17 protein-coding genes are annotated in these 19663 nt (G+C 62.3%); 9 read left to right on the forward strand and 8 right to left on the reverse strand.

All coding sequences use genetic code 11. The annotated features are described in order from the left end of the window. Window positions 1-268 precede the first annotated feature (268 nt). From ACI77I_RS00810 to pilG, 6 genes are all read right to left on the reverse strand, one after another. On the reverse strand, window positions 269-724 hold the full coding sequence (locus tag ACI77I_RS00810) for a chemotaxis protein CheW (RefSeq protein ID WP_083356317.1): 456 nt from the start codon (window positions 722-724) through the stop codon (window positions 269-271). After that, complete coding sequence (locus ACI77I_RS00815; protein WP_406996801.1) at window positions 717-6533, reverse strand: Hpt domain-containing protein; 5817 nt, start codon at window positions 6531-6533, stop codon at window positions 717-719. Before ACI77I_RS00815 ends, ACI77I_RS00810 begins: the two co-directional genes overlap by 8 nt. Window positions 6534-6710: 177 nt before the next feature. After that, window positions 6711-8762, reverse strand: a complete 2052-nt coding sequence (locus ACI77I_RS00820) for a methyl-accepting chemotaxis protein (protein ID WP_094949148.1) — start codon at window positions 8760-8762, stop codon at window positions 6711-6713. Further along, window positions 8759-9283, reverse strand: a complete 525-nt coding sequence (locus ACI77I_RS00825; protein WP_094949149.1) for a chemotaxis protein CheW — start codon at window positions 9281-9283, stop codon at window positions 8759-8761. The genes ACI77I_RS00820 and ACI77I_RS00825 overlap by 4 nt, the downstream gene beginning before the upstream one ends. Window positions 9284-9295: 12 nt before the next feature. After that, the gene (pilH, locus tag ACI77I_RS00830) at window positions 9296-9661 is read right to left on the reverse strand and encodes a twitching motility response regulator PilH (protein WP_014720320.1); all 366 of its coding nucleotides are present in this window, start codon (window positions 9659-9661) and stop codon (window positions 9296-9298) included. 46 nt (window positions 9662-9707) lie between these two features. Further along, window positions 9708-10115, reverse strand: coding sequence for a twitching motility response regulator PilG (gene pilG / locus ACI77I_RS00835; protein WP_003176671.1), 408 nt, complete (start codon window positions 10113-10115; stop codon window positions 9708-9710). Between the two features lie 238 nt (window positions 10116-10353). On the opposite strand from pilG, the gene gshB reads away from it, so the two are divergent. From gshB to ACI77I_RS00870, 7 genes are all read left to right on the forward strand, one after another. Next, window positions 10354-11307, forward strand: a complete 954-nt coding sequence (gene gshB / locus ACI77I_RS00840) for a glutathione synthase (protein ID WP_094949150.1) — start codon at window positions 10354-10356, stop codon at window positions 11305-11307. Between the two features lie 77 nt (window positions 11308-11384). Next, a complete protein-coding gene (locus tag ACI77I_RS00845; RefSeq protein WP_242153244.1) occupies window positions 11385-12290 on the forward strand; it encodes an energy transducer TonB in 906 nt (301 codons plus the stop codon). Window positions 12291-12400: 110 nt separating this feature from the next. Next, window positions 12401-12970, forward strand: a complete 570-nt coding sequence (locus ACI77I_RS00850; protein ID WP_094949152.1) for a YqgE/AlgH family protein — start codon at window positions 12401-12403, stop codon at window positions 12968-12970. Further along, complete coding sequence (gene ruvX, locus ACI77I_RS00855) at window positions 12970-13407, forward strand: Holliday junction resolvase RuvX (RefSeq protein ID WP_003195067.1); 438 nt, start codon at window positions 12970-12972, stop codon at window positions 13405-13407. The genes ACI77I_RS00850 and ruvX overlap by 1 nt, the downstream gene beginning before the upstream one ends. 72 nt (window positions 13408-13479) lie before the next feature. Beyond that, window positions 13480-13986 (forward strand): bifunctional pyr operon transcriptional regulator/uracil phosphoribosyltransferase PyrR, encoded by a 507-nt coding sequence (pyrR, locus tag ACI77I_RS00860; RefSeq protein WP_094949153.1) that lies wholly within the window; start codon window positions 13480-13482, stop codon window positions 13984-13986. 24 nt (window positions 13987-14010) lie between these two features. Then, window positions 14011-15015: an aspartate carbamoyltransferase catalytic subunit gene (locus ACI77I_RS00865; RefSeq protein WP_094949154.1), complete on the forward strand. Its 1005-nt coding sequence runs from the start codon at window positions 14011-14013 to the stop codon at window positions 15013-15015. Continuing rightward, window positions 15012-16283, forward strand: coding sequence for a dihydroorotase (locus ACI77I_RS00870; RefSeq protein WP_094949155.1), 1272 nt, complete (start codon window positions 15012-15014; stop codon window positions 16281-16283). Before ACI77I_RS00865 ends, ACI77I_RS00870 begins: the two co-directional genes overlap by 4 nt. A 135-nt stretch (window positions 16284-16418) precedes the next feature. Here the strand turns inward: ACI77I_RS00870 and ACI77I_RS00875 are convergent, their stop codons facing one another. Then, a complete protein-coding gene (locus tag ACI77I_RS00875; RefSeq protein ID WP_242153247.1) occupies window positions 16419-16847 on the reverse strand; it encodes an NINE protein in 429 nt (142 codons plus the stop codon). A gap of 249 nt (window positions 16848-17096) precedes the next feature. Between ACI77I_RS00875 and ACI77I_RS00880 the strand changes: the two genes are divergently transcribed. Next, window positions 17097-17738 (forward strand): C40 family peptidase, encoded by a 642-nt coding sequence (locus ACI77I_RS00880; protein WP_094949156.1) that lies wholly within the window; start codon window positions 17097-17099, stop codon window positions 17736-17738. Window positions 17739-17884: 146 nt separating this feature from the next. Here ACI77I_RS00880 and ACI77I_RS00885 read toward each other — a convergent pair whose 3' ends face one another. After that, on the reverse strand, window positions 17885-18919 hold the full coding sequence (locus ACI77I_RS00885) for a type IV pilus twitching motility protein PilT (RefSeq protein WP_406996802.1): 1035 nt from the start codon (window positions 18917-18919) through the stop codon (window positions 17885-17887). Between the two features lie 57 nt (window positions 18920-18976). Between ACI77I_RS00885 and ACI77I_RS00890 the strand changes: the two genes are divergently transcribed. Beyond that, window positions 18977-19663, forward strand: coding sequence for a YggS family pyridoxal phosphate-dependent enzyme (locus tag ACI77I_RS00890; RefSeq protein ID WP_406996803.1), 687 nt, complete (start codon window positions 18977-18979; stop codon window positions 19661-19663).

Raw genomic sequence — 19663 nt, forward strand, 5'->3', positions numbered from 1 at the left:
CACGTCCGTGTCACCGTTTTTTCGATGACGGGACGAAGACTAGCCGCCATGACTACCCGCAACAAGTTCATGCACAGCCCGAAATCTTGCGGGAAAAATCCGAAGGAACCCACCTAGCTTGATTCGATCGTTCCCACGCTCTGCGTGGGAATGCCGCCTGGGACGCTCCGCGTCCCGCCAGACAGTGCAACGCTCAAGTTCAGCACAAAGGTGACGCGGAGCGTCACGGGATGCATTCCCACGCGGAGCGTAGGAACGATCATCGCAGTCAGGCCAGACCGGACTCCACCAACAAGGCTTCAAGCCCCATAAGGTCAGGCACCTTCGCCACATGTTCCCCCACTTGCACCGCCGCCAGCTCCAGCGGGCACAGCGGCACGTCGACGTAACTCAATTGGCTATCCAACTTGTACGAACGCGGAATTCCCTGAATCACCATCGCAATAAACTTCAACGTCGGCCGCCCACCCAGCGCGTTCAACACCACAATCCGCGAGCGCTCGCCGGTCACGCTGGCCTCACCGCACGCCGCTTCAAAGCTGATCAACGGCAATTGCCGGTCGCGCCATGTCACTTGCCGCAGATACCACGGCGGTGCATCGCTGGCTGGCTCGCCGCGTTGGTAGTCGATCAGTTCGGCGATGGCGACGTTGGGCAGCACCAGGTGGCGGTCGGCCAGGGGCAGCAGCAGGCCGGTGAGTTGGCTGGTGCGGTGATCAAGCATGGGACTTGCTCCAGTAGGCGATGCTTTCCAGCAGCACCGACTCTTGGTACGGCTTGCCGAGGTAGTCGTTGACGCCGATGGCCATGGCACGGTCGCGGTGTTTCTGGCCAGTGCGCGAGGTGATCATGATGATCGGCAAGCGCATCAGCCGGGGGTCGTTGCGCACCTGGATAGCCACTTCGAAGCCGTCCATGCGCGGCATTTCGATGTCGAGCAGCATCAGGTCCGGGGTGTGTTCTTCGAGCAGTGCGATGGCGTCGATGCCGTCTTTGGCGGTGAGCACGTTCATGCCGTTACGCTCCAGCAGGCGGCTGGTGACTTTGCGCACGGTGACCGAGTCGTCCACCACCAGCACCAGCAGCGGGCGCTTTTTCAGCGGGTCGTTGAGGATCAGCGGCGCGTCGACTGACTGGGCCGGCAACGCCGGTTGCCGTGCGCGGATGTGCGCCAGCAAGTCGATAATCAGCACCACGCGGCCATCGCCCAGAATGGTCGCCCCGGACAACCCTTGCACGCCGGCAAACTGCGGCCCCAAGCCCTTGACCACGATCTCGCGCGTACCGGCCATGTCATCCACATGCACCGCCACGCGCCGCTCGTTGCATTGCACCAGCAACACCGGCACCGGTTGGAACTGGCCCAGCAGTTTCGGCCGGGCGACGGTGTGCAGCAAGTCGCCCAGGTAAAACAATTCATAGCGCTGGCCGGCGTACTCGTAGCGCGGTGGGTCTTGCTGATAGTGCCCGGCCAGCTCGTGGGGCAGTACACGCACCAAGCCTTCGATGGTGTTGAGCGGGATCGCGTATTGGTCGTCCGCGCACTGCACCATCAGCGCGCGGTTGACCGACACGGTAAACGGCAGGCGAATGCGAAAGTGCACGCCCGAGCCCGGCGTCGAGTCGATGAACATCGAGCCGCCAAGCTGGCGCACTTCTTCGTGCACTACGTCCATGCCCACGCCGCGCCCGGAAATCTGGGTGATTTTTTCCGCCGTGGAGAAGCCCGGCTGCAGGATGAACTGCAACACGTCGCGGTCGCTGATGTCTTGATCAGGCGTGAGCAAGCCGCGCTTGATCGCCTTGCGCCGCACCGCGTCCAGCGGCACACCGGCACCGTCGTCGCGCATGTCGAAGACGATGTCGCCGCCTTCGTGGGTCAGGTCCAGGCTGATACGGCCCTTCTCTGGTTTACCGGCCAGCACGCGTGCCTCGCGGGACTCCAGGCCATGGTCGACGGCGTTGCGCAGCATATGTTCCAGCGGCGCCACCATGCGTTCCAGCACGTTGCGGTCCATCTCGCCTTCGGCGTTGCCGACCACAAACTCAACGTCCTTGCCCAACTCCTCCGCCACCTGGCGCACGATGCGTTTGAGGCGCGGCAGCATGCGTTCAAACGGCACCATGCGCGTGCGCATCAGGCCTTCCTGCAACTCGGTGTTGATACGCGCCTGTTGCTGCAACAGGGTGTGCGCATCCTGGTTGCGGCGGTCGAGGGTTTCCTTGAGGTCCAACAGGTCGGAGGCCGATTCGGACAGCGCACGCGACAACTGCTGCAACTGCGAATGGCGGTCCATTTCCAGCGGGTCGAACTCTTCGTAACCCAGGCGCTCGGCCTCGGCCTGCTGACGGCTGAGGATACGGCCCTGGGTTTCGGTGTCGAGGCGGCGCAGCTGGTCGCGCATGCGCTCGATGGTGGTTTCGACCTCGTTAAGAGCAACGCGAGCGTCGTTGACCTGTTGCTCGATACGGCCACGGAAGATCGAGGTTTCACCGGCCAGGTTGACCAAGTCATCGAGCAAATCGGCGGAGATTTTCACCATGTCGGCGGCGGGATCAACCGCCGCCTCGGCCTTGCCGGCCGGCAAGGCTACCGGCGCTAGCGATTCATCGCTGGGGTGCACCAGGCTTTTGATGCGCTCGATGAGTTTGTCCACCGACCCCACCGGCGCCCCGCCCGCCACGGCGTCGATCATCTGCGCCAGGCGGTCATGGCAACCTTGCAGCAACGCGAACAGCTCCGGCGACGGCGCGAGCAAACCAGCAGACAGCCCTTCGTAGAGAAACTCCAACTCATGGGCCAGATCGCCAATCGGCCCGATCTCGACCATGCGCGCGCCGCCCTTGAGGGTGTGCAGGTCGCGCAGCAGGGTTTCCACTTCCTGGCGGTTGCTCGGCTCGGCCTGCCAGCGCAGCAAAGCGCTGCTTGAGCTGTCGAGAATATCGGCGGCTTCTTCGAGGAAGATATCCAGCAATTCAGGATCAGCCGTCGCCGCTTCCGGTGCAGCGGTAGGCGTAGCGGGCGTGCTGCTCTGGCGTAACTCGCGCAGTTGGGCGATCAAGTCGCCGGAGTCGCTAAGGGGCTGATGGTCTTGCAGTTCATCCAACTGCAAGGCCAGCCGTTCATGGCTGGCCATCAGCACTTGGGACAGTTCGGTCGAGTAGCTGTAGCGACGGTCCACCAACCCTTCGTAAAGGCATTCCAACTCATGGGCCAGGTCGCCAATCGGGCCGATTTCGGCCATGCGCGCGCCGCCCTTGAGGGTGTGCAAATCCCGATGTAACGACGACAACGGTGCGGTGCTATCCGGCTCCAACAACCAACGTTTGAGCGACTGCCCGGCGCTGTCGAGGATGTCCACCGCCTCTTCCAGGAAGATCTCGACGATCTCGTCGTCCATCACCGTGTCCTGGTCCAACTGGGCCGTGGCGGCGCCCAGTTCGCAGATACTCAGGGCGCGGCTGCCGTCGCTTTTGATCAGGCCGGTGGCGGACGGGTCGAGGGCTTCATCGAGCAGTTCGCGCAGGGCTTGCACCCGCGCCGGGGCCGGGTTGATTTCCTGGCCGGCTGCGAGTTGGTCGAGCATGTTGATCAGCGCTTCATGGGCCTGTTCGGCCTCATGGAAAAATCGTTCGCTGACCGCCAGGCTGCTCTCCTCCACGGCGCCATACAGATCCAGCAAGGCTTCGCACAGCGCGTCGATGGCGTGCAGGTCGGCGATGTGCGCGCCCTCGCCCAAGGTGGTCAATTCGTCCAGCAGCGCAGTCAGTTCCTGTCGCTCGCCGGGGTGTTGCTGCCAGCGGCGCAGCAGGCTTTCGGCGTCCAGCAGGATGTCCATGCCTTGGGCCAGGAAGTTGGCAATCAGCTGCGGGTCGCGCTTGATGCGAAGCCCGGTGTTGGGCGCGTCGAGCAAGGCTTGCAGCTGTTGATCGAGCAGGCTTTGGGTGCGGCTGATCAGGTCTGGCGCGCCCTTGATCGGCACCAGTGGGTCACTGTCGAGTTGGCGCAAGCCACGCTGGAATAGGCCCTCGGCTTCCAGCAGCAGCTCCACTTCATCCAGGTCCAGCGGCAGTCGGTGGGCTTTGTATTCGCGGGTCAGGTGATCCAGCGGCCGCGCCAGTTCAGCAATTGGCAACACGCCGGCCATGTAGGCGCTGCCCTTGAGGGTGTGCAGGGCGCGCTGCAGTTCATCGCTGACTTGCAGCGGCACGTGTTCGGCGGCCTGTTGCAGGAAGTGGTTGAGGCTTTCCAGGTGGCTCTGGGCTTCGTTGCGGAAGATCTCCAGCAACATCGGGTCGTGGGGCTCTGCGGCCGGCTCGGTGCCGCTGGCCAAAGCGTGTGCACGGGCCGCCAGGGCGTCGACTTCATTGCGCTGGCGCTGGTCGTCGGCCGCGAAGTCGGCGATCAGTTCCGGCAGCAGGGCCACGGCCTCATCCAGCACCTGTTGCACGTCAGGGCCGAGGGTCACGCTGCGTTCGAGCACGCGGTTAAGCAGGTTTTCCACCGCCCAGGCCAACTCCGCCAGCACTAGGGCGCGGACCATACGGCCACTGCCTTTCAAGGTGTGGAAGGCACGGCGCATTTCGCCTTGAGCGGTTTTGTCGGCGCTGTTGGGCAAATAGCGATGCAGCACTTCGAGGACTTCGTCGGTTTCTTCAAGGAAGACGTCGCGCAGTTCATCGTCGATGGGCTCTTCGCCAGCGGGTGGCGGCAGCAGGCTGCCCGGACGCTGCAGGGCCGGTGGGTTCAGGCGCGAAGTGGGGCTGGCCAAGGCATCGAACTGTGATTGGCTCGGCGTGATCTCGCTGGACAGCGCGCCATCCGGCGCCACCAGCGCTTGGCGCCAAGGTTTTGCGGCGGGCAAATAGCCGAGTGCCGCCAGGCCTTGGGTGGCCAATTCCAGCACCCGTTCGCCAGCGGCGTCGGGGTCCTGGAGCATGCGTTCCAGGTAGTACTCCAGGCTGCTGATCACGTCGGCAAAGTGCGCCAGCTGCGCCTCGGGCGGTGCGGTATCACTGGCCATCAACTGTTCATCGACGTAATCGGTGCAGCCGCGCATCAGGCTCGCCGCGCGTGGCAGCGGGATCATCGCTAACGCGCCGCGCACTTGGCTCAGCAGTTCCGGCAGCGACTCCAGGCGCTGGCGGTCCCAATCGGCTTCGATGCAGTCGATCACCAGCTCTTTGGCCTGGCGCAAGCACTGGCAGGATTCGCGGATCACCAACTGGTGAATCTGGGTCAGGTCGGTGGTGGGCAGGCGGCTTTCTTCACGGCTTTCCGGTTCGACGGTGCCGACCATGCCCGCCAGCGTGGCTTCGACGTAGAGCAAGGCGCCGGCGACGTCCATCAGCACGGCGTCATTGGGTTCGCGCTGGCCCTGGACCAGGCTCAGCACCACGGCGAGCTGGTCGATGATGACCTTGCGCGGCTGGCCGAAACCCAGCACGGCCAAGGTATCGGCGATCTGCCGCAGCGGCGCCAGCAAGGCATCGAGGTCGTGGGTGTGTTGGCGGTCGCTGCGCACGAACAGGTCGAGGCGTTCCTTGACCCGCACCAGTTCCTCGCACAAGGCACCGAGCACCGAGCCCATGGCATTGCGGCCCGGCCCGGCCAAGCGCGCGCGCTCGGCATCGACCACGGCGCTGTCGGGCAAGGCCTCATCCAGGCCGTAGCGTTCCTTGAGGCTTTGCATGCGCGGCGTCGGCCGGGTGACCTTGGCGACGTAGAACAGCAGGCTCTTGAGCAGTTCATCCGGCGCCGGTTGGTTGATGCCGCCAATGCCCTGGGCCAGCAGGCGCTTGAGTTGTTTGCCGCTGGCCTTGAGCAGGCTGCGCAGCGCCGGGCTGTTGGCAATCACACCGGTGAGCATGCCTTCGACCAGTGCCGAGGTGACTTGCCACAACGGCAGCAGCGGCGCGCCCTGGCACAGCGCTTCGAGACGCGCGAATACCCGCGCCATGTCTTCCAGGTTGCTGGGGCCGTGGTCTTCGCGCAGCAAACCGGCCAGCGCTTGCAGCAGCAGTTGGTGCCACTGGCGCAGCTGCTCGTGAAGGTCCGGCAGCGTGCGCTGGGCCAAGGCCTCATCGGGCAACGGCGCAATCGACAACAGTTGCGGGCTGAACAGGCTGGTCTCCGACAGCAGGCTTTCACCGCGCGCACTGCGCAGGTCGTTGAGCAACGGCAACACCACCAGCGGCAGGTCGCGGCGGGCGCTGTGCACGCGGTCGAGGTACAGCGGCAGTTGGCCGAGGGCCTGTTGCAGCAAGCGGATGCTTTCATCGCGCTGACCGACGCGCTCGGCTTGCAGGGCCAGGGCCAGTGCTTCGATCTCTTCGGCGAGCAGCGCCGCGCCGTAGAACTCGATCATTTGCAGCGCGCCATGCACTTGGTGGATGCCGGCCAGGCTCTCAGCGATGGCGTCGCTGTCGCGGGTTTCGACAAACGCGTCCAGCGCCGAACGGGCCTGTTTCAGGGTTTCGGCAATGTCGCCCTTGACCCATTCGAGGGCCACGTAGTCGTGCCGATCAACCATAACTGCTCCGCTTAGAATTCGTGAATTGCTGGTATTGCCAAGAACAATGGAGAACCACTGTGGGAGCTGGCTTGCCTGCGATGGCGGTGGGTCAGTTGCAGATGTATCAACTGACAGTCCGCTATCGCAGGCAAGCCAGCTCCCACAGTTGGACTGTGGTGTTCTCCAGATAGCCTTTCAATCGTCTACCTGTTTTGGCGGTGGCAGGGTGAAACCTGACACCGACCTGCGCAACTGACTGGCCATTTTCGCCAGGTTGCCGATGCTTTCCGCCGTGGCAGTCGAGCCCGACGACGTCTGCGTGGTGATCTGCTGAATCACGTTCATGGTCAACGAAATCTGCCCCGCCGACGAGGTCTGTTGCTGCGCCGCATTGGAAATACTCTGGATCAACGCCGCCAGGGTTTTCGACACGCCTTCGATCTCTTCCAGCGCCACCCCGGCGTCCTGCGCCAGCCGCGCACCGCGCACCACTTCAGTGGTGGTCTGCTCCATGGAAATAACTGCCTCATTGGTGTCGGTCTGGATCGCCCGCACCAAGGTTTCAATCTGCCGCGTGGCCGCCGATGAACGCTCGGCCAGCCGCTGCACTTCGTCGGCCACCACCGCAAACCCGCGCCCGGCGTCCCCGGCCATGCTCGCCTGGATTGCGGCGTTGAGGGCGAGGATGTTGGTCTGGTCGGCAATGTCGTCAATCAAGCTAACAATGTCGCCAATCTCCTGCGAAGACTCGCCAAGACGTTTGATGCGCTTGGCGGTGTCCTGGATCTGTTCGCGAATGTTGTCCATGCCATGGATGGTGTTGTGCACCACCTCGTTGCCCTTGTTGGCGATTTCCACCGAACGCTCCGCCACCGCCGAGGACTCGGCGGCGTTGGCCGATACCTGGTCGATGGACTGAGCCATCTGGTTGATCGCGGTAGACGCTTCGGCAATTTGCTGGGCCTGATGCTCCGAGGCCTGTGCCAGGTGCATGGCGGTGGCCTGCGTTTCCTGCACCGCGCCGGCCACTTGGCCGGCGGTGAGGTTGATGGTGGCGACCAGATCGCGCAGCTGGTCCACGGAGTAATTGATGGAGTCGGCGATGGTGCCGGTGAAGTCTTCAGTCACCGAGGCCGTCACCGTCAGGTCTCCATCAGCCAGGTCTTCGATTTCATCGAGCAGGCGCATGATCGCGTTCTGGTTGCGCTCGTTTTTCTCGGCGGTTTCACGCAACTGGCGGTTGGTTTCGCGCACCATCACCAGGCCGATCAGGATGATCGAGGCCAGTGCCAACAGGCCCAGCACATAGCCGCCGATGGTGTCGAAGCTGCGCCCGCTGGCGAGGTTTTCAAAACCTGTGGCCAGGTGCGAGGCTTCATCGAGCAGGGTTTGCGACAGGTTGAAGATATTGCTCGCTGAAGCGCGCACCTGGAACAGCTGCGGCGAGGTCTCGAGAATTTCATCCACGGAGCCGGAGACAAACTCGAACAGCTCGGCGATTTCCGCCAGTCGCGCACGCGCGTCGTGGTCTTCGACCTGGGTGATACGCAAGCCTGGGTTGCCGTTGAGCATGCCGTTGAGTACCACGCCGAAGCGGTTGGCATCGCGACCAAAGGCGTCGGCAGCCTGTACGGCGGTTTCGTCACCGGCCAGCACGGTGTTAACCGCGCCAAGAATGCGTTCAGCCAGCAGCGACTGGCGCTGGGCCAACGCCACCTGGCTGGCCGGGGCGCCGCGTTGCAGCAGGATGTCGACGACCTTCTCCGATTCCATCTGCAATTGCGGCACGGTTTCGGCGAGGGTGGCGGCCACTTGGTGCAACGACAGCACGGTCTGCTCGCTGGCGAGAATCGCGTCGGTGTTTTTCAGCAGCGCTTCCCAGTCAGTCTGCACCGCGCGCATCTCGGCGCGTACGGCACTGGGCGCGGCCGGCAGGCCGGTCTCGGTATCACCTTTTTTCAGGTAGCCCCAGCGTTGGGCGAAATCGTTGCGCGCATCGCCCAGCAGCTTGAACGCGGCAGCCTTGCCGGCGGCGGCTTCGGTGGCGTTCTTGGCGATGCGCTGGGACAGCACGCGCAGCTCACCGGCGTGGCCGATGTACTGCTTGTCATAGGTGGACTGGGTGTTGAGGTACGCGAAGTTGGCGAACAGCAGCATGATGAACACGATCAGTGCAATAAACAGCACGATGATCTGCGAACGGCTGCGCGAGGCGGCTTGCGGTTTGGGCGTGGTAACGGTGGTCATGCGGCAACATCCATGAAGCCTGGGGCCTGGGCCAAAGCGAAGGGGCTGAAGACCTGCCACAGCTGGTCGCTGTCGAACTGGCCCTGGATAAACGGCGCAGTGGGCGCGGCGCTCGCTAATAATGCGTCTTGTGCGAAATGCTGCATGCCCACCACCTCGTCCACCAGCAGCCCGACAAACAAGTCGTTGAATTCCACCACCAGCACCCGCCGCTGCTTGCCCGCCTTGGACTGCCCCAGCTCGAGAAACCCACCCAGGTCCATCACCGGCAGCAAGCGCCCGCGCAGGTTGGCCACGCCTTTGACCCAGGGTTTGACCCCGGGCATCAAGGTGCAGCGCGGCTCATGCAACACCTCGGCGACTTCGCCCATCGGCGCCACATACCAATACGGCCCCAGGCGAAAACCGATCCCGCTCCAACGTTGCAGGCGGGTTTCCTGGGACGGCAGGTCGGCGGCCAGCAGGCGGCAGCGGCGGTCGATGTCCAGCAGCAGCTCGAAGGCGGTTTGCGACTCGGTCATGATGGCGTGCCGTTAGCCGGCCAGCACCTTGTTCAGGGTGGCGATCAGGGTTTCTTCGTCCACAGGCTTGGTCAGGTAATCCTTGGCGCCCTGGCGCGCGCCCCAGATTTTGTCGGTTTCCTGATCCTTGGTGGTAATGATGATGATCGGGATACCGTTGGTTTCCGGCTCCTTGGACAGCTGGCGGGTGGCCTGGAAGCCATTGAGGCCCGGCATCACGATGTCCATCAGCACGGCGTCGGGTTTTTCCTGACGGGCCAGGGCCACGCCGTCCGCGCCGTTTTCGGCTTTGAGGACCTGGTGGCCGTGCTTTTCCAGCATGCCGGTCAGTTTGTACATTTCGGTCGGCGAATCGTCGACGATCAGAACACGTGCCATGGTTTTCCCCACTACATTGGTGGACGCCGGCCCTTGTGAGGCGGTGTCAGTGTGCTTGTTCTACTGCGGCGAAGCCCGGCACGTAGGCCTTGATCGCACTCAGCAGTTCTTCCTTACTGAAAGGCTTGGTCAAAAACTGATCGACACCAACGATGCGCCCCTTGGCCTTGTCGAACAGGCCGTCCTTGGAGGACAACATGATCACCGGAATCGACTTGAACGCCGGGTTGTTCTTCACCAGCGCGCAGGTTTGATAGCCATCCAGGCGCGGCATCATGATGTCGACAAAGATAATGTGCGGGTGATGATCAACAATCCGGGCCAGTGCATCGAAACCGTCGATGGCCGTGATCACATCGCACCCCACGTTCTTCAACAGGGTCTCGGCGGTGCGGCGGATCGTTTTCGAATCGTCGATCACCATCACTCTCAAGGCGTTGGAATGCTGTTCCATATCTGCTCTACCATCGCCACAGCGAATCGGTTTTCGGTGTGTACTGCCTGATGTTGCACAGGATGAGCGCTGCAAGCCTTGGAATTCAAGGGCTGCTGCACCGTGGGAGTCTTTTTAGCACAGTCTCCGGGCGCAATCTATCGAGCAACCGGCCAGGTGGTTTTTCCTTGACCCACAACAGCCGCAGCGCCACTCTGACGCCACTTTTATGCGCCCTAATTTGCTAGAGGAAATCCCCATGAGCGTTCGCGTCGGCATTGTCATGGACCCTATCGCCAGCATCTCCTATAAAAAGGACAGCTCGCTGGCCATGCTCCTGGCCGCCCAGGCCCGCGGCTGGACCCTGTTCTACATGGAGCAGCGCGACCTTTATCAAGGTGACGGCGAAGCCCGCGCACGCATGCGCCCGCTGCAGGTGTTCGCCAACCCTGAAAAGTGGTTCGAGCTTGCGGATGAAATCGACAGCCCGCTGAGCGATCTGGACGTGATCCTGATGCGCAAGGACCCGCCGTTCGACATGGAGTTCGTCTACTCCACTTACCTGCTGGAGCAGGCCGAGCGCGCCGGCGTGCTGATCGTCAACAAGCCGCAGAGCCTGCGCGACTGCAATGAAAAGCTGTTCGCCACCCTTTTCCCACAGTGCACGCCGCCGACCGTGGTCAGCCGTCGCGCCGATGTGCTGCGTGAATTCGCCGCCAAACATGGCGATGTGATCCTCAAGCCGCTGGACGGCATGGGCGGCACTTCGATCTTCCGTCACCGTGCCGGCGACCCGAACCTGTCGGTGATCCTGGAAACCCTGACTGCGCTGGGCACCCAGCAGATCATGGGCCAGGCGTACCTGCCGGCGATCAAGGACGGCGACAAGCGCATCCTGATGATCGACGGCGAGCCGGTGGATTACTGCCTGGCGCGTATCCCGGCGGCGGGCGAAACACGCGGCAACCTGGCAGCCGGCGGTCGCGGTGAGGCACGGCCTTTGTCGGACAAAGACCGTTGGATCGCCGCTCAGGTTGGCCCGACCCTGCGGGAAAAAGGCCTGCTGTTCGTAGGACTTGACGTAATTGGTGAGAGCCTCACCGAAATCAACGTCACCAGCCCGACCTGTATTCGCGAGATCGACAACGCATTTGGCACGAACATCGGCGAAATGCTCATGGCGGCCATCGAGCGCAAGCTACAAGCCAAGTGACATAGAACAGCCGGACACACACCAACATTGCGCTATCATGCGGCACCTGTGAAACGCGCGATGTTGGTTTTTTTGTCATGACGCTCCCGCCCGATCTGCCCCCCGAACTCTCCCACAGCGGCGTGCGCCCGGCTGATCGGCTCGGATTTACCCTGTTCCTGGCAGCCCTGATCCACCTCGCGTTGTTGCTCGGCCTGGGCTTCACCTTCGTCGAACCCAAGCAGATCACCAAAACCCTGGAAATCACCCTCGCCACGTTCAAGAGCGAAAAGAAGCCCGAAAAGGCTGACTTTCTCGCCCAGGACAATCAGCAAGGCAGCGGCACCCTCGACAAGAAAGCCGTGCCCAAGACCACCGAAGTGGCGCCGTTCCAGGACAATAAGGTCAATAAAGTCACCCCGCCGCCCACGCCCAAGCCCGAGGTCAAGCAGGCCGAGCCCAAGGCCGCTGTGACCACCGTCGCGCCGAGACCGCAAAAAGCCCCGACCCAGCGCGAGAAAGCCAAGACCGAGCCGCAACCCGAGCCAGTAAAACCGGCGCCGACCTTCGACAGCTCGCAGCTCTCCGACCAGATTTCCAGCCTCGAAGCCGAACTGGCCAACGAACAACAGCTGTACGCCAAGCGCCCGCGTATCTACCGCTTGAATGCCGCCTCGACCATGCGCGACAAAGGCGCCTGGTATAAGGACGAGTGGCGCAAGAAGGTCGAGCGCATCGGCAACCTCAACTACCCGGACGAAGCCCGGCGCCAGCAGATCTATGGCAATTTGCGCTTACTGGTGTCGATCAACCGTGACGGTTCGTTATATGAAGTGCAGGTGCTGGAGTCGTCCGGCCAACCGTTGCTGGACCAGGCCGCCCAACGCATCGTGCGCCTGGCCGCACCTTTTGCACCGTTTACCGGCGACCTGAACGACATCGACCGCCTGGAAATCATCCGCACCTGGAAGTTTGCCCGGGGTGATCGGCTGTCCAGTAACTGATCGTTCCTGCGCTCTGCCAAAGGCTGCGGGCCCTTGTGGCGAGCCCGCCCCCCACAATTAGCGTCCACCGCAGCTTGTCAGTTCGCCCCTCCAACGCCACACTAGCGGACATGAAAAATGTCAGCCCGACCTACCTCAAGCACCAATTCCTGATCGCTATGCCCCATATGGCCGACCCGAACTTTGCGCAAACCTTGACCTACATCGTCGAGCACACGGCCAATGGTGCCATGGGGTTGGTGGTGAACCGCCCGCAAGAGCTGAGCCTGGCGGACATTCTTGAGCAATTGCGCCCTGAGATCGATCCGCCGGCGCGCTGCCAAAACGTACCGATCTATATCGGCGGGCCGGTGCAGACCGATCGCGGTTTTGTGCTGCACCCCACCGGGCCCAAGTTTCAGGCCACGGTGGACCTCGAAGGTGTGTCGCTGTCCACCTCCCAGGACGTGTTGTTCGCCATCGCCGACGGCGTGGGGCCTGAACAAAGCGTGATCACCCTCGGCTACGCCGGTTGGGAAGCCGGGCAGCTTGAGGCGGAACTGGCCAGCAATGCCTGGCTGACCTGCCCGTTCGACGCCGACATTCTGTTCAACACGGCCAGCGAACTGCGCCTGGAAGCGGCGGCGGCCAAGCTGCGGGTTAACCTCAGCCTGCTGACCACCCAGGCGGGGCACGCCTGATGGCCTTGCGTTTGATCCTCGGTTTTGACTACGGCACCAAACAGATCGGCGTAGCGGTCGGCCAGGTGATTACCGGCCAGGCCCGCGAGCTGTGCACCTTGAAAGCCCAGAACGGCGTGCCGGACTGGAATCAGGTCGAAGCCCTGATCAAGGAGTGGAAGCCCGATGCCGTCGTGGTCGGCCTGCCCTTGAACATGGACGGCACCCCCAGCGACATGTGCCTGCGCGCCGAAAAGTTCGCGCGCCGCCTCAATGGCCGCTACAACCTGCCCTTCTATACCCACGACGAGCGCCTGACCACCTTTGAAGCCAAGGGTGAACGTCGCGACCGAGGTGGGCAGAAAGGCAGCTACCGCGACAACCCCGTGGACGCCATCGCCGCCGCCTTGCTGTTGCAGGGTTGGCTGGATGAAAACACCGCTTTATTTGAATCCTGACTGACGCGGCTTGCCGCGTCTTTTTACGTTTGAGCCCGGACCTTGCCTGCGCAAGGCCCTGAAGGAGCCACCATGAGCCTGCCCAATCCCGCCGAACTGATCAGCCAAATGGCGATTCGCCTCAAGGCGCACCTGCAACACCGTGCCATCAGCGAGCCGCGCTTTATCGGCATTCGCACTGGCGGTGTGTGGGTGGCCCAAGCGTTGCTGGACGAACTGGGCAGTGATTCGCCGCTGGGCACGCTGGACGTGTCCTTCTACCGCGACGACTTCAGCCAGAACGGCCTGCACCCGCAAGTACGCCCTTCGGCCCTGCCGTTCGAGATCGAAGGCCAACACCTGGTGCTGATCGACGACGTGTTGATGAGCGGCCGCACCATCCGCGCCGCCATGAACGAGTTGTTCGACTACGGCCGCCCGGCCAGCGTGACCTTGGTGTGCCTGCTGGACCTGGAGGCCGGCGAATTGCCAATCAGCCCGGATGTGGTCGGCGCCACCCTGTCCTTGGAAGCCCACCAACGGGTAAAATTGTCAGGTCCCACGCCGCTCGAACTCGAACTGCAAGACCTTGCCCTTTAAACCGCCTTGTACAGAGTCCCCGCGATGACGCCTCTAGATGCCAAGCGCCCGCTGCAGCTCAATGCTCAGGGCCAGTTGCAACACTTCCTGTCCCTCGACGGTTTGCCCCGCGAACTGCTGACCGAAATCCTCGACACCGCCGACTCGTTCCTCGAAGTCGGTGGCCGCGCGGTGAAGAAGGTCCCGCTTTTGCGCGGCAAGACCATCTGCAATGTGTTCTTCGAGAACTCCACCCGCACCCGCACCACCTTTGAACTGGCGGCCCAGCGGTTGTCGGCCGACGTGATCACACTGAACGTGTCGACCTCGTCGGCGAGCAAGGGCGAAACCCTGCTCGACACCCTGCGCAACTTGGAAGCCATGGCCGCCGACATGTTCGTGGTGCGCCACGGCGACTCCGGCGCCGCGCATTTCATCGCCGAGCACGTGTGCCCGAACGTGGCGATTATCAATGGCGGCGACGGCCGTCACGCGCACCCGACCCAGGGCATGCTCGACATGCTGACAATTCGTCGGCACAAGGGTGGCTTTGAAAACCTCTCGGTGGCCATCGTCGGCGACATCCTGCACTCGCGGGTGGCGCGCTCGAACATGCTGGCCCTCAAAGCCCTGGGCTGCCCGGACATCCGCGTGATCGCGCCGAAAACCCTGCTGCCCATCGGCATCGAGCAATACGGCGTGAAGGTTTACACCGACATGACCGAAGGCCTTAAGGATGTGGACGTGGTGATCATGCTGCGCCTGCAACGCGAGCGCATGTCCGGTGGCCTGCTGCCGAGCGAAGGTGAGTTCTACCGCCTGTTTGGCCTGACCACCGCGCGTTTGGCCGGCGCCAAGCCGGATGCCATCGTGATGCACCCAGGCCCGATCAACCGTGGCGTGGAGATTGAGTCGGCGGTGGCCGACGGCAACCAGTCGGTGATCTTGAATCAGGTGACTTACGGCATCGCCGTGCGCATGGCAGTGTTGTCCATGGCCATGAGCGGGCAAACCGCGCAACGTCAATTCGAGCAGGAGAACGCCCAGTGAAGCTCAGCATACTTGGCGCTCGCGTCATCGATCCGGCCAGTGGCCTGGATCACGTCACCGACCTTCATCTGGAAGCCGGCAAGATCATCGCCATCGGCGCCGCGCCTGCGGGCTTCAGCGCCAGCCAGACGATCGACGCCAAAGGCCTGGTGGCCGCGCCTGGGCTGGTGGACCTGAACGTCGCCCTGCGCGAGCCGGGCTACAGCCGCAAAGGCACTATCGCCAGTGAAACCCGCGCCGCCGCTGCCGGTGGCGTCACCAGCCTGTGCTGCCCGCCGCACACCAAGCCAATCCTGGACACCTCGGCGGTGACCGAACTGATCCTCGACCGCGCCCGTGAAGCCGGCAATTGCAAAGTGTTCCCCATCGGCGCCCTGAGCAAAGGCCTGGAAGGCGAACAACTCGCCGAGCTGATCGCCCTGCGCGACGCCGGCTGCGTGGCGTTCGGCAATGGCCTGGAAAGCTTTCGCAGCACGCGCACGCTGTGCCGTGCCCTGGAATACGCGGCCACTTTCGACCTGACAGTGATCTTCCACTCCCAGGACCGCGACTTGGCCGAAGGCGGCCTGGCCCATGAAGGCGCCGTTGCCAGCTTCCTCGGCCTACCGGGCATTCCGGAAACCGCTGAAACCGTGGCCCTGGCCCGTGACCTGCTGTTGGTGGAACAAAGCGGCGTGCGTGCGCACTTCAGCCAGTTGACCAGTGCTCGCGGCGTGGCATTAATCGCCCAGGCACAGGCTCGCGGCATGCGGGTGACGGCGGACGTGGCGTTGTACCAGCTGATTTTGACCGATGAGGCGCTGATCGACTTCTCCAGCCTCTACCACGTGCAACCACCGCTGCGCACCCTGGCCGACCGTGAAGGGTTGCGTGCGGCCGTGAAGTCGGGTGTGGTGTCGGCAATCTCCAGCCACCACCAGCCCCACGAGCGTGACGCCAAGCTGGCGCCGTTTGGCGCGACAGAGCCGGGCATCAGCAGCGTTGAGTTGTTGCTGCCGTTGGCGATGACGTTGGTGGAAGACGGTTTGCTCGACCTGCCGACGTTGCTCGCGCGCCTGAGCGCTGGTCCGGCTGAGGCCCTGCGCCTGCCGGCGGGTAAGTTGGCAGTGGGTTCGGCGGCGGATCTGGTGCTGTTTGACCCGGCCAGCTCTACGGTTGCCGGAGAGCACTGGTTGTCCAAGGGTGAAAACTGCCCGTTCATCGGCCATAGCCTGCCAGCGACGGTGCGGTACACCTTGGTGGATGGGCGGATCAGCTACCAGGCCTGATAAATGATCGTTCCCACGCTCTGCGTGGGAATGCATCCTGTGACGCTCTGCGTCATGGCCTTAAGAGCGGACGCGGAGCGTCCAGGGCGGCATTCCCACGCAGAGCGTGGGAACGATCAGTATGACTTGAGCGATTTATCGCCCGTTATTGCGCTCGGCATTGCGGATCGAAATCTGCGTATTCAACGTCCAGAAGTCATACAGCACCCCGATCAGGAACAACCCACCGGTCAGCAGGTAGATCAGGCCGGTGATCCATTTGCCCTGGTACATGCGGTGCAAGCCGAACACACCCAGGAACGCCAACAGTATCCAGGCCACGTTGTATTCGATAGGCCCGGCGGTAAACCGCAGGTCCGCCTCGCGGTCCATGGCGGGGATCAGAAACAAGTCGATCAGCCAGCCAATACCGAAAAGACCAAAGGTAAAAAACCAGATTGTCCCGGTCACAGGCTTGCCGTAATAGAAGCGGTGCGCCCCAGTAAAACCGAAAATCCACAGCAGGTAACCGATCAGCTTGCTGTGGGTGTCCTGCTGCATCACATCCTGTCGATAGGTGTTCATGGAGTACCTCTTTTGCCTCGATAGATAAATTTTTTCATTTTCTTTGTGACTTTTTTACGGGCGCCCGACGTACGGCAAATGGTATCTTCCTTCCCGCAAAGCCTTATGCCACCTGACCTCTGTAGGACAATAGCGGCAATTCGTCGCGTTTTTCCTGAATTTGACCCCAGGGTTCAGTCGACAAACGGCCTTAGAACGACACAAAAAGCTGTTATAAAGTTGCGCGCAAACCAAAAAGAGCCACGCCGAATGCGACCATTTTTCAAGACATGGCTGACCATCTGCCTATTAATGCCACTGGCCGCCCACGCCACCAATCGTGAGCAACGTCTTCCTAACGTTAACGGTTTCACCCCTAAAGTTCACAGCACGCCAAGCACTGCCAAATCGGTAAAGCTGACCGTCAACCGCCCGACTCACGTGAGCAAGGCCCACAACGGTAAAGCAGTTCCTGGCCTGATGGCAGTCAACACCAAACAAAGCAGCAACGTTTTGAGCCGCGCCGTGAATGTGCTCGGTACTCCTTATCGTTGGGGCGGCAGCAGCCCAAGTAAAGGGTTCGACTGCAGTGGTTTAGTGAAATATGCGTTTAACGACGTCAAAGCGGTGGATTTGCCACGCACCTCCAACGCCATGGCCGCCGGCCACGGCGTGAAGGTTGATCGCAAAGACCTGAAACCGGGCGACCTGTTGTTCTTCAAATTGAAGAGCCGCCAGGTCAACCATGTTGCCATCTACCTGGGCAACGACCGCTTTATCCACGCACCGCGTCGTGGCAAGTCGGTGAGCATCGACACGCTGAAAAAGCCGTTCTGGGACAAGAACTACGTGATTGCCAAACGAGTTCTGCCGAAAGAGCAGAACAGCAACCTGCGGGTTGTGCAGCGCTAAGCCAATAGGCACTGAGCTCCCCATTTGAAATGCAATCAAATGTGGGAGCTGGCTTGCCTGCGATAGCGGGCTGACAGGTTACATCTCTGCAAGCTGACACACCGTCATCGCGTGCAAGCCATCTCCCACAGCGATCTCAGTGTCCTTTAGATATCCCCAGGCACCCTCGCCTGCCCCCGCGCTTCCTCCCGGCTGACCAGCCCCTCGCTGACCAGCGCCTTCAAGCTCATGTCCAACGTCTTCATCCCCAACGCCCCACCGGTCTGAATCGCCGAGACCATCTGCGCCACTTTGTCCTCGCGGATCAGGTTACGAATGGCTGGCGTGCCCAGCATGATCTCGTGAGCCGCCACCCGCCCGCCGCCGACCTTCTTTACCAGCACCTGCGACACCACCGCCTGTAGCGACTCCGAGAGCATCGAGCGCACCATGGCCTTTTCCCCCACCGGGAACACGTCCACCAACCGGCCCACGGTCTTTGCCGCCGAGTTGGTGTGCAGGGTGCCAAACACCAAGTGCCCGGTCTCAGCGGCCGTCAGCGCCAGGCGGATGGTTTCCAAGTCGCGCAACTCGCCTACCAGGATCACATCTGGGTCTTCGCGCAGCGCGGAACGCAGGGCCGCCGAAAAGCTGTGGGTATCTCGGTGTACCTGCCGCTGGTTGATCAGGGCCATTTTCGGGCTGTGGATAAATTCGATGGGGTCTTCCAGGGTGAGGATGTGCTGGCGCCGGTGCTGGTTGAGGTAGTCGATCATCGCCGCCAATGTCGTGGACTTGCCCGACCCGGTCGGCCCGGTCACCAGCACCAGGCCGCGCGGCAGTTGCGCGATACGCCGGAACACCTCGCCCAGCCCGAGGCCTTCAAGGCTCTGCACCTCAGCGGGGATGGTGCGAAACACCGCGCCCATGCCGCGGTCCTGCTGAAACACATTGGCCCGGAACCGCGCCACGCCGGGCAGTTCGAAGGCAAAATCCGTTTCAAGAGATGTTTCGAAATCCTTTTGTTGGTGCTGGTTGAGCAAAGGGCTTAGTAAGTCCGCAACTTGCGTAGGCGAAAGCGTCGGTCCTTCCAGTGGCCAGACTTCGCCATCGACGCGCAGCATCGGCGCCAGGCCGGCTGACAAATGCAGGTCGGAGGCGCCACGGCGCACGCTGGCCGTCAGCAGTTCAGTGATATCCATAGGGCTTTCCATTTCCAGTAGAATGCCGCGGACTCCATATCCACGGGTGCATCTTGAATGTCGACGATAGCAGACAACATTGGCCTGGTTAGCGAGCGGATCCGCGCCGCGGCCCACGCCGTGCAACGTGACGAAAGCAGTATTCACCTGCTGGCCGTGAGCAAGACCAAACCTGCACAAGCCGTGCGCGAAGCCTATGCCGCCGGAATGCGTGATTTTGGCGAGAACTACCTGCAGGAAGCCTTGGGCAAACAGGCCGAATTAACCGACCTGCCCTTGAGTTGGCACTTCATCGGCCCCATTCAATCGAACAAGACTCGTGCGATCGCCGAGAACTTCGCTTGGGTGCATTCCGTGGACCGCTTGAAAATCGCTCAACGTTTGTCCGAACAACGCCCGGCCGACCTGCCGCCGCTGAACATCTGCATTCAGGTCAACGTCAGTGGCGAAGCCAGCAAGTCCGGCTGTACGCCCGCCGACCTGCCGGCACTGGCTAACGCAATCAGCGCCCTGCCGCGCCTGACGTTGCGTGGTTTGATGGCGATCCCCGAACCGACTGACGACCGTGCCGAGCAGGATGCACCCTTCGCGACAGTACGCGACCTGCAAGCGAGCCTGAACCTGGGCCTGGACACACTTTCTATGGGCATGAGCCACGACCTTGAATCAGCCATCGCCCAAGGCGCTACCTGGGTGCGGATCGGTACCGCCCTGTTTGGTGCCCGCGACTACGGCCAGCCGTGA

This window comes from Pseudomonas sp. D47, from assembly GCF_045447305.1.
Classification (GTDB): domain Bacteria; phylum Pseudomonadota; class Gammaproteobacteria; order Pseudomonadales; family Pseudomonadaceae; genus Aquipseudomonas.

Excerpts from the sequence above, each read along its gene's own strand:
- pilG (WP_003176671.1), bottom strand. The coding sequence starts at position 10,115 with ATGGAACAGCATTCCAACGCCTTGAGAGTGATGGTGATCGACGATTCG.
- ACI77I_RS00810 (WP_083356317.1), bottom strand. The coding sequence starts at position 724 with ATGCTTGATCACCGCACCAGCCAACTCACCGGCCTGCTGCTGCCCCTG.
- ACI77I_RS00880 (WP_094949156.1), top strand. The coding sequence starts at position 17,097 with ATGCGACCATTTTTCAAGACATGGCTGACCATCTGCCTATTAATGCCA.
- pyrR (WP_094949153.1), top strand. The coding sequence starts at position 13,480 with ATGAGCCTGCCCAATCCCGCCGAACTGATCAGCCAAATGGCGATTCGC.
- pilH (WP_014720320.1), bottom strand. The coding sequence starts at position 9,661 with ATGGCACGTGTTCTGATCGTCGACGATTCGCCGACCGAAATGTACAAA.
- ruvX (WP_003195067.1), top strand. The coding sequence starts at position 12,970 with ATGGCCTTGCGTTTGATCCTCGGTTTTGACTACGGCACCAAACAGATC.
- ACI77I_RS00815 (WP_406996801.1), bottom strand. The coding sequence starts at position 6,533 with ATGGTTGATCGGCACGACTACGTGGCCCTCGAATGGGTCAAGGGCGAC.
- ACI77I_RS00850 (WP_094949152.1), top strand. The coding sequence starts at position 12,401 with ATGAAAAATGTCAGCCCGACCTACCTCAAGCACCAATTCCTGATCGCT.
- gshB (WP_094949150.1), top strand. The coding sequence starts at position 10,354 with ATGAGCGTTCGCGTCGGCATTGTCATGGACCCTATCGCCAGCATCTCC.
- ACI77I_RS00865 (WP_094949154.1), top strand. The coding sequence starts at position 14,011 with ATGACGCCTCTAGATGCCAAGCGCCCGCTGCAGCTCAATGCTCAGGGC.
- ACI77I_RS00825 (WP_094949149.1), bottom strand. The coding sequence starts at position 9,283 with ATGACCGAGTCGCAAACCGCCTTCGAGCTGCTGCTGGACATCGACCGC.
- ACI77I_RS00875 (WP_242153247.1), bottom strand. The coding sequence starts at position 16,847 with ATGAACACCTATCGACAGGATGTGATGCAGCAGGACACCCACAGCAAG.
- ACI77I_RS00845 (WP_242153244.1), top strand. The coding sequence starts at position 11,385 with ATGACGCTCCCGCCCGATCTGCCCCCCGAACTCTCCCACAGCGGCGTG.
- ACI77I_RS00890 (WP_406996803.1), top strand. The coding sequence starts at position 18,977 with ATGTCGACGATAGCAGACAACATTGGCCTGGTTAGCGAGCGGATCCGC.
- ACI77I_RS00885 (WP_406996802.1), bottom strand. The coding sequence starts at position 18,919 with ATGGATATCACTGAACTGCTGACGGCCAGCGTGCGCCGTGGCGCCTCC.
- ACI77I_RS00820 (WP_094949148.1), bottom strand. The coding sequence starts at position 8,762 with ATGACCACCGTTACCACGCCCAAACCGCAAGCCGCCTCGCGCAGCCGT.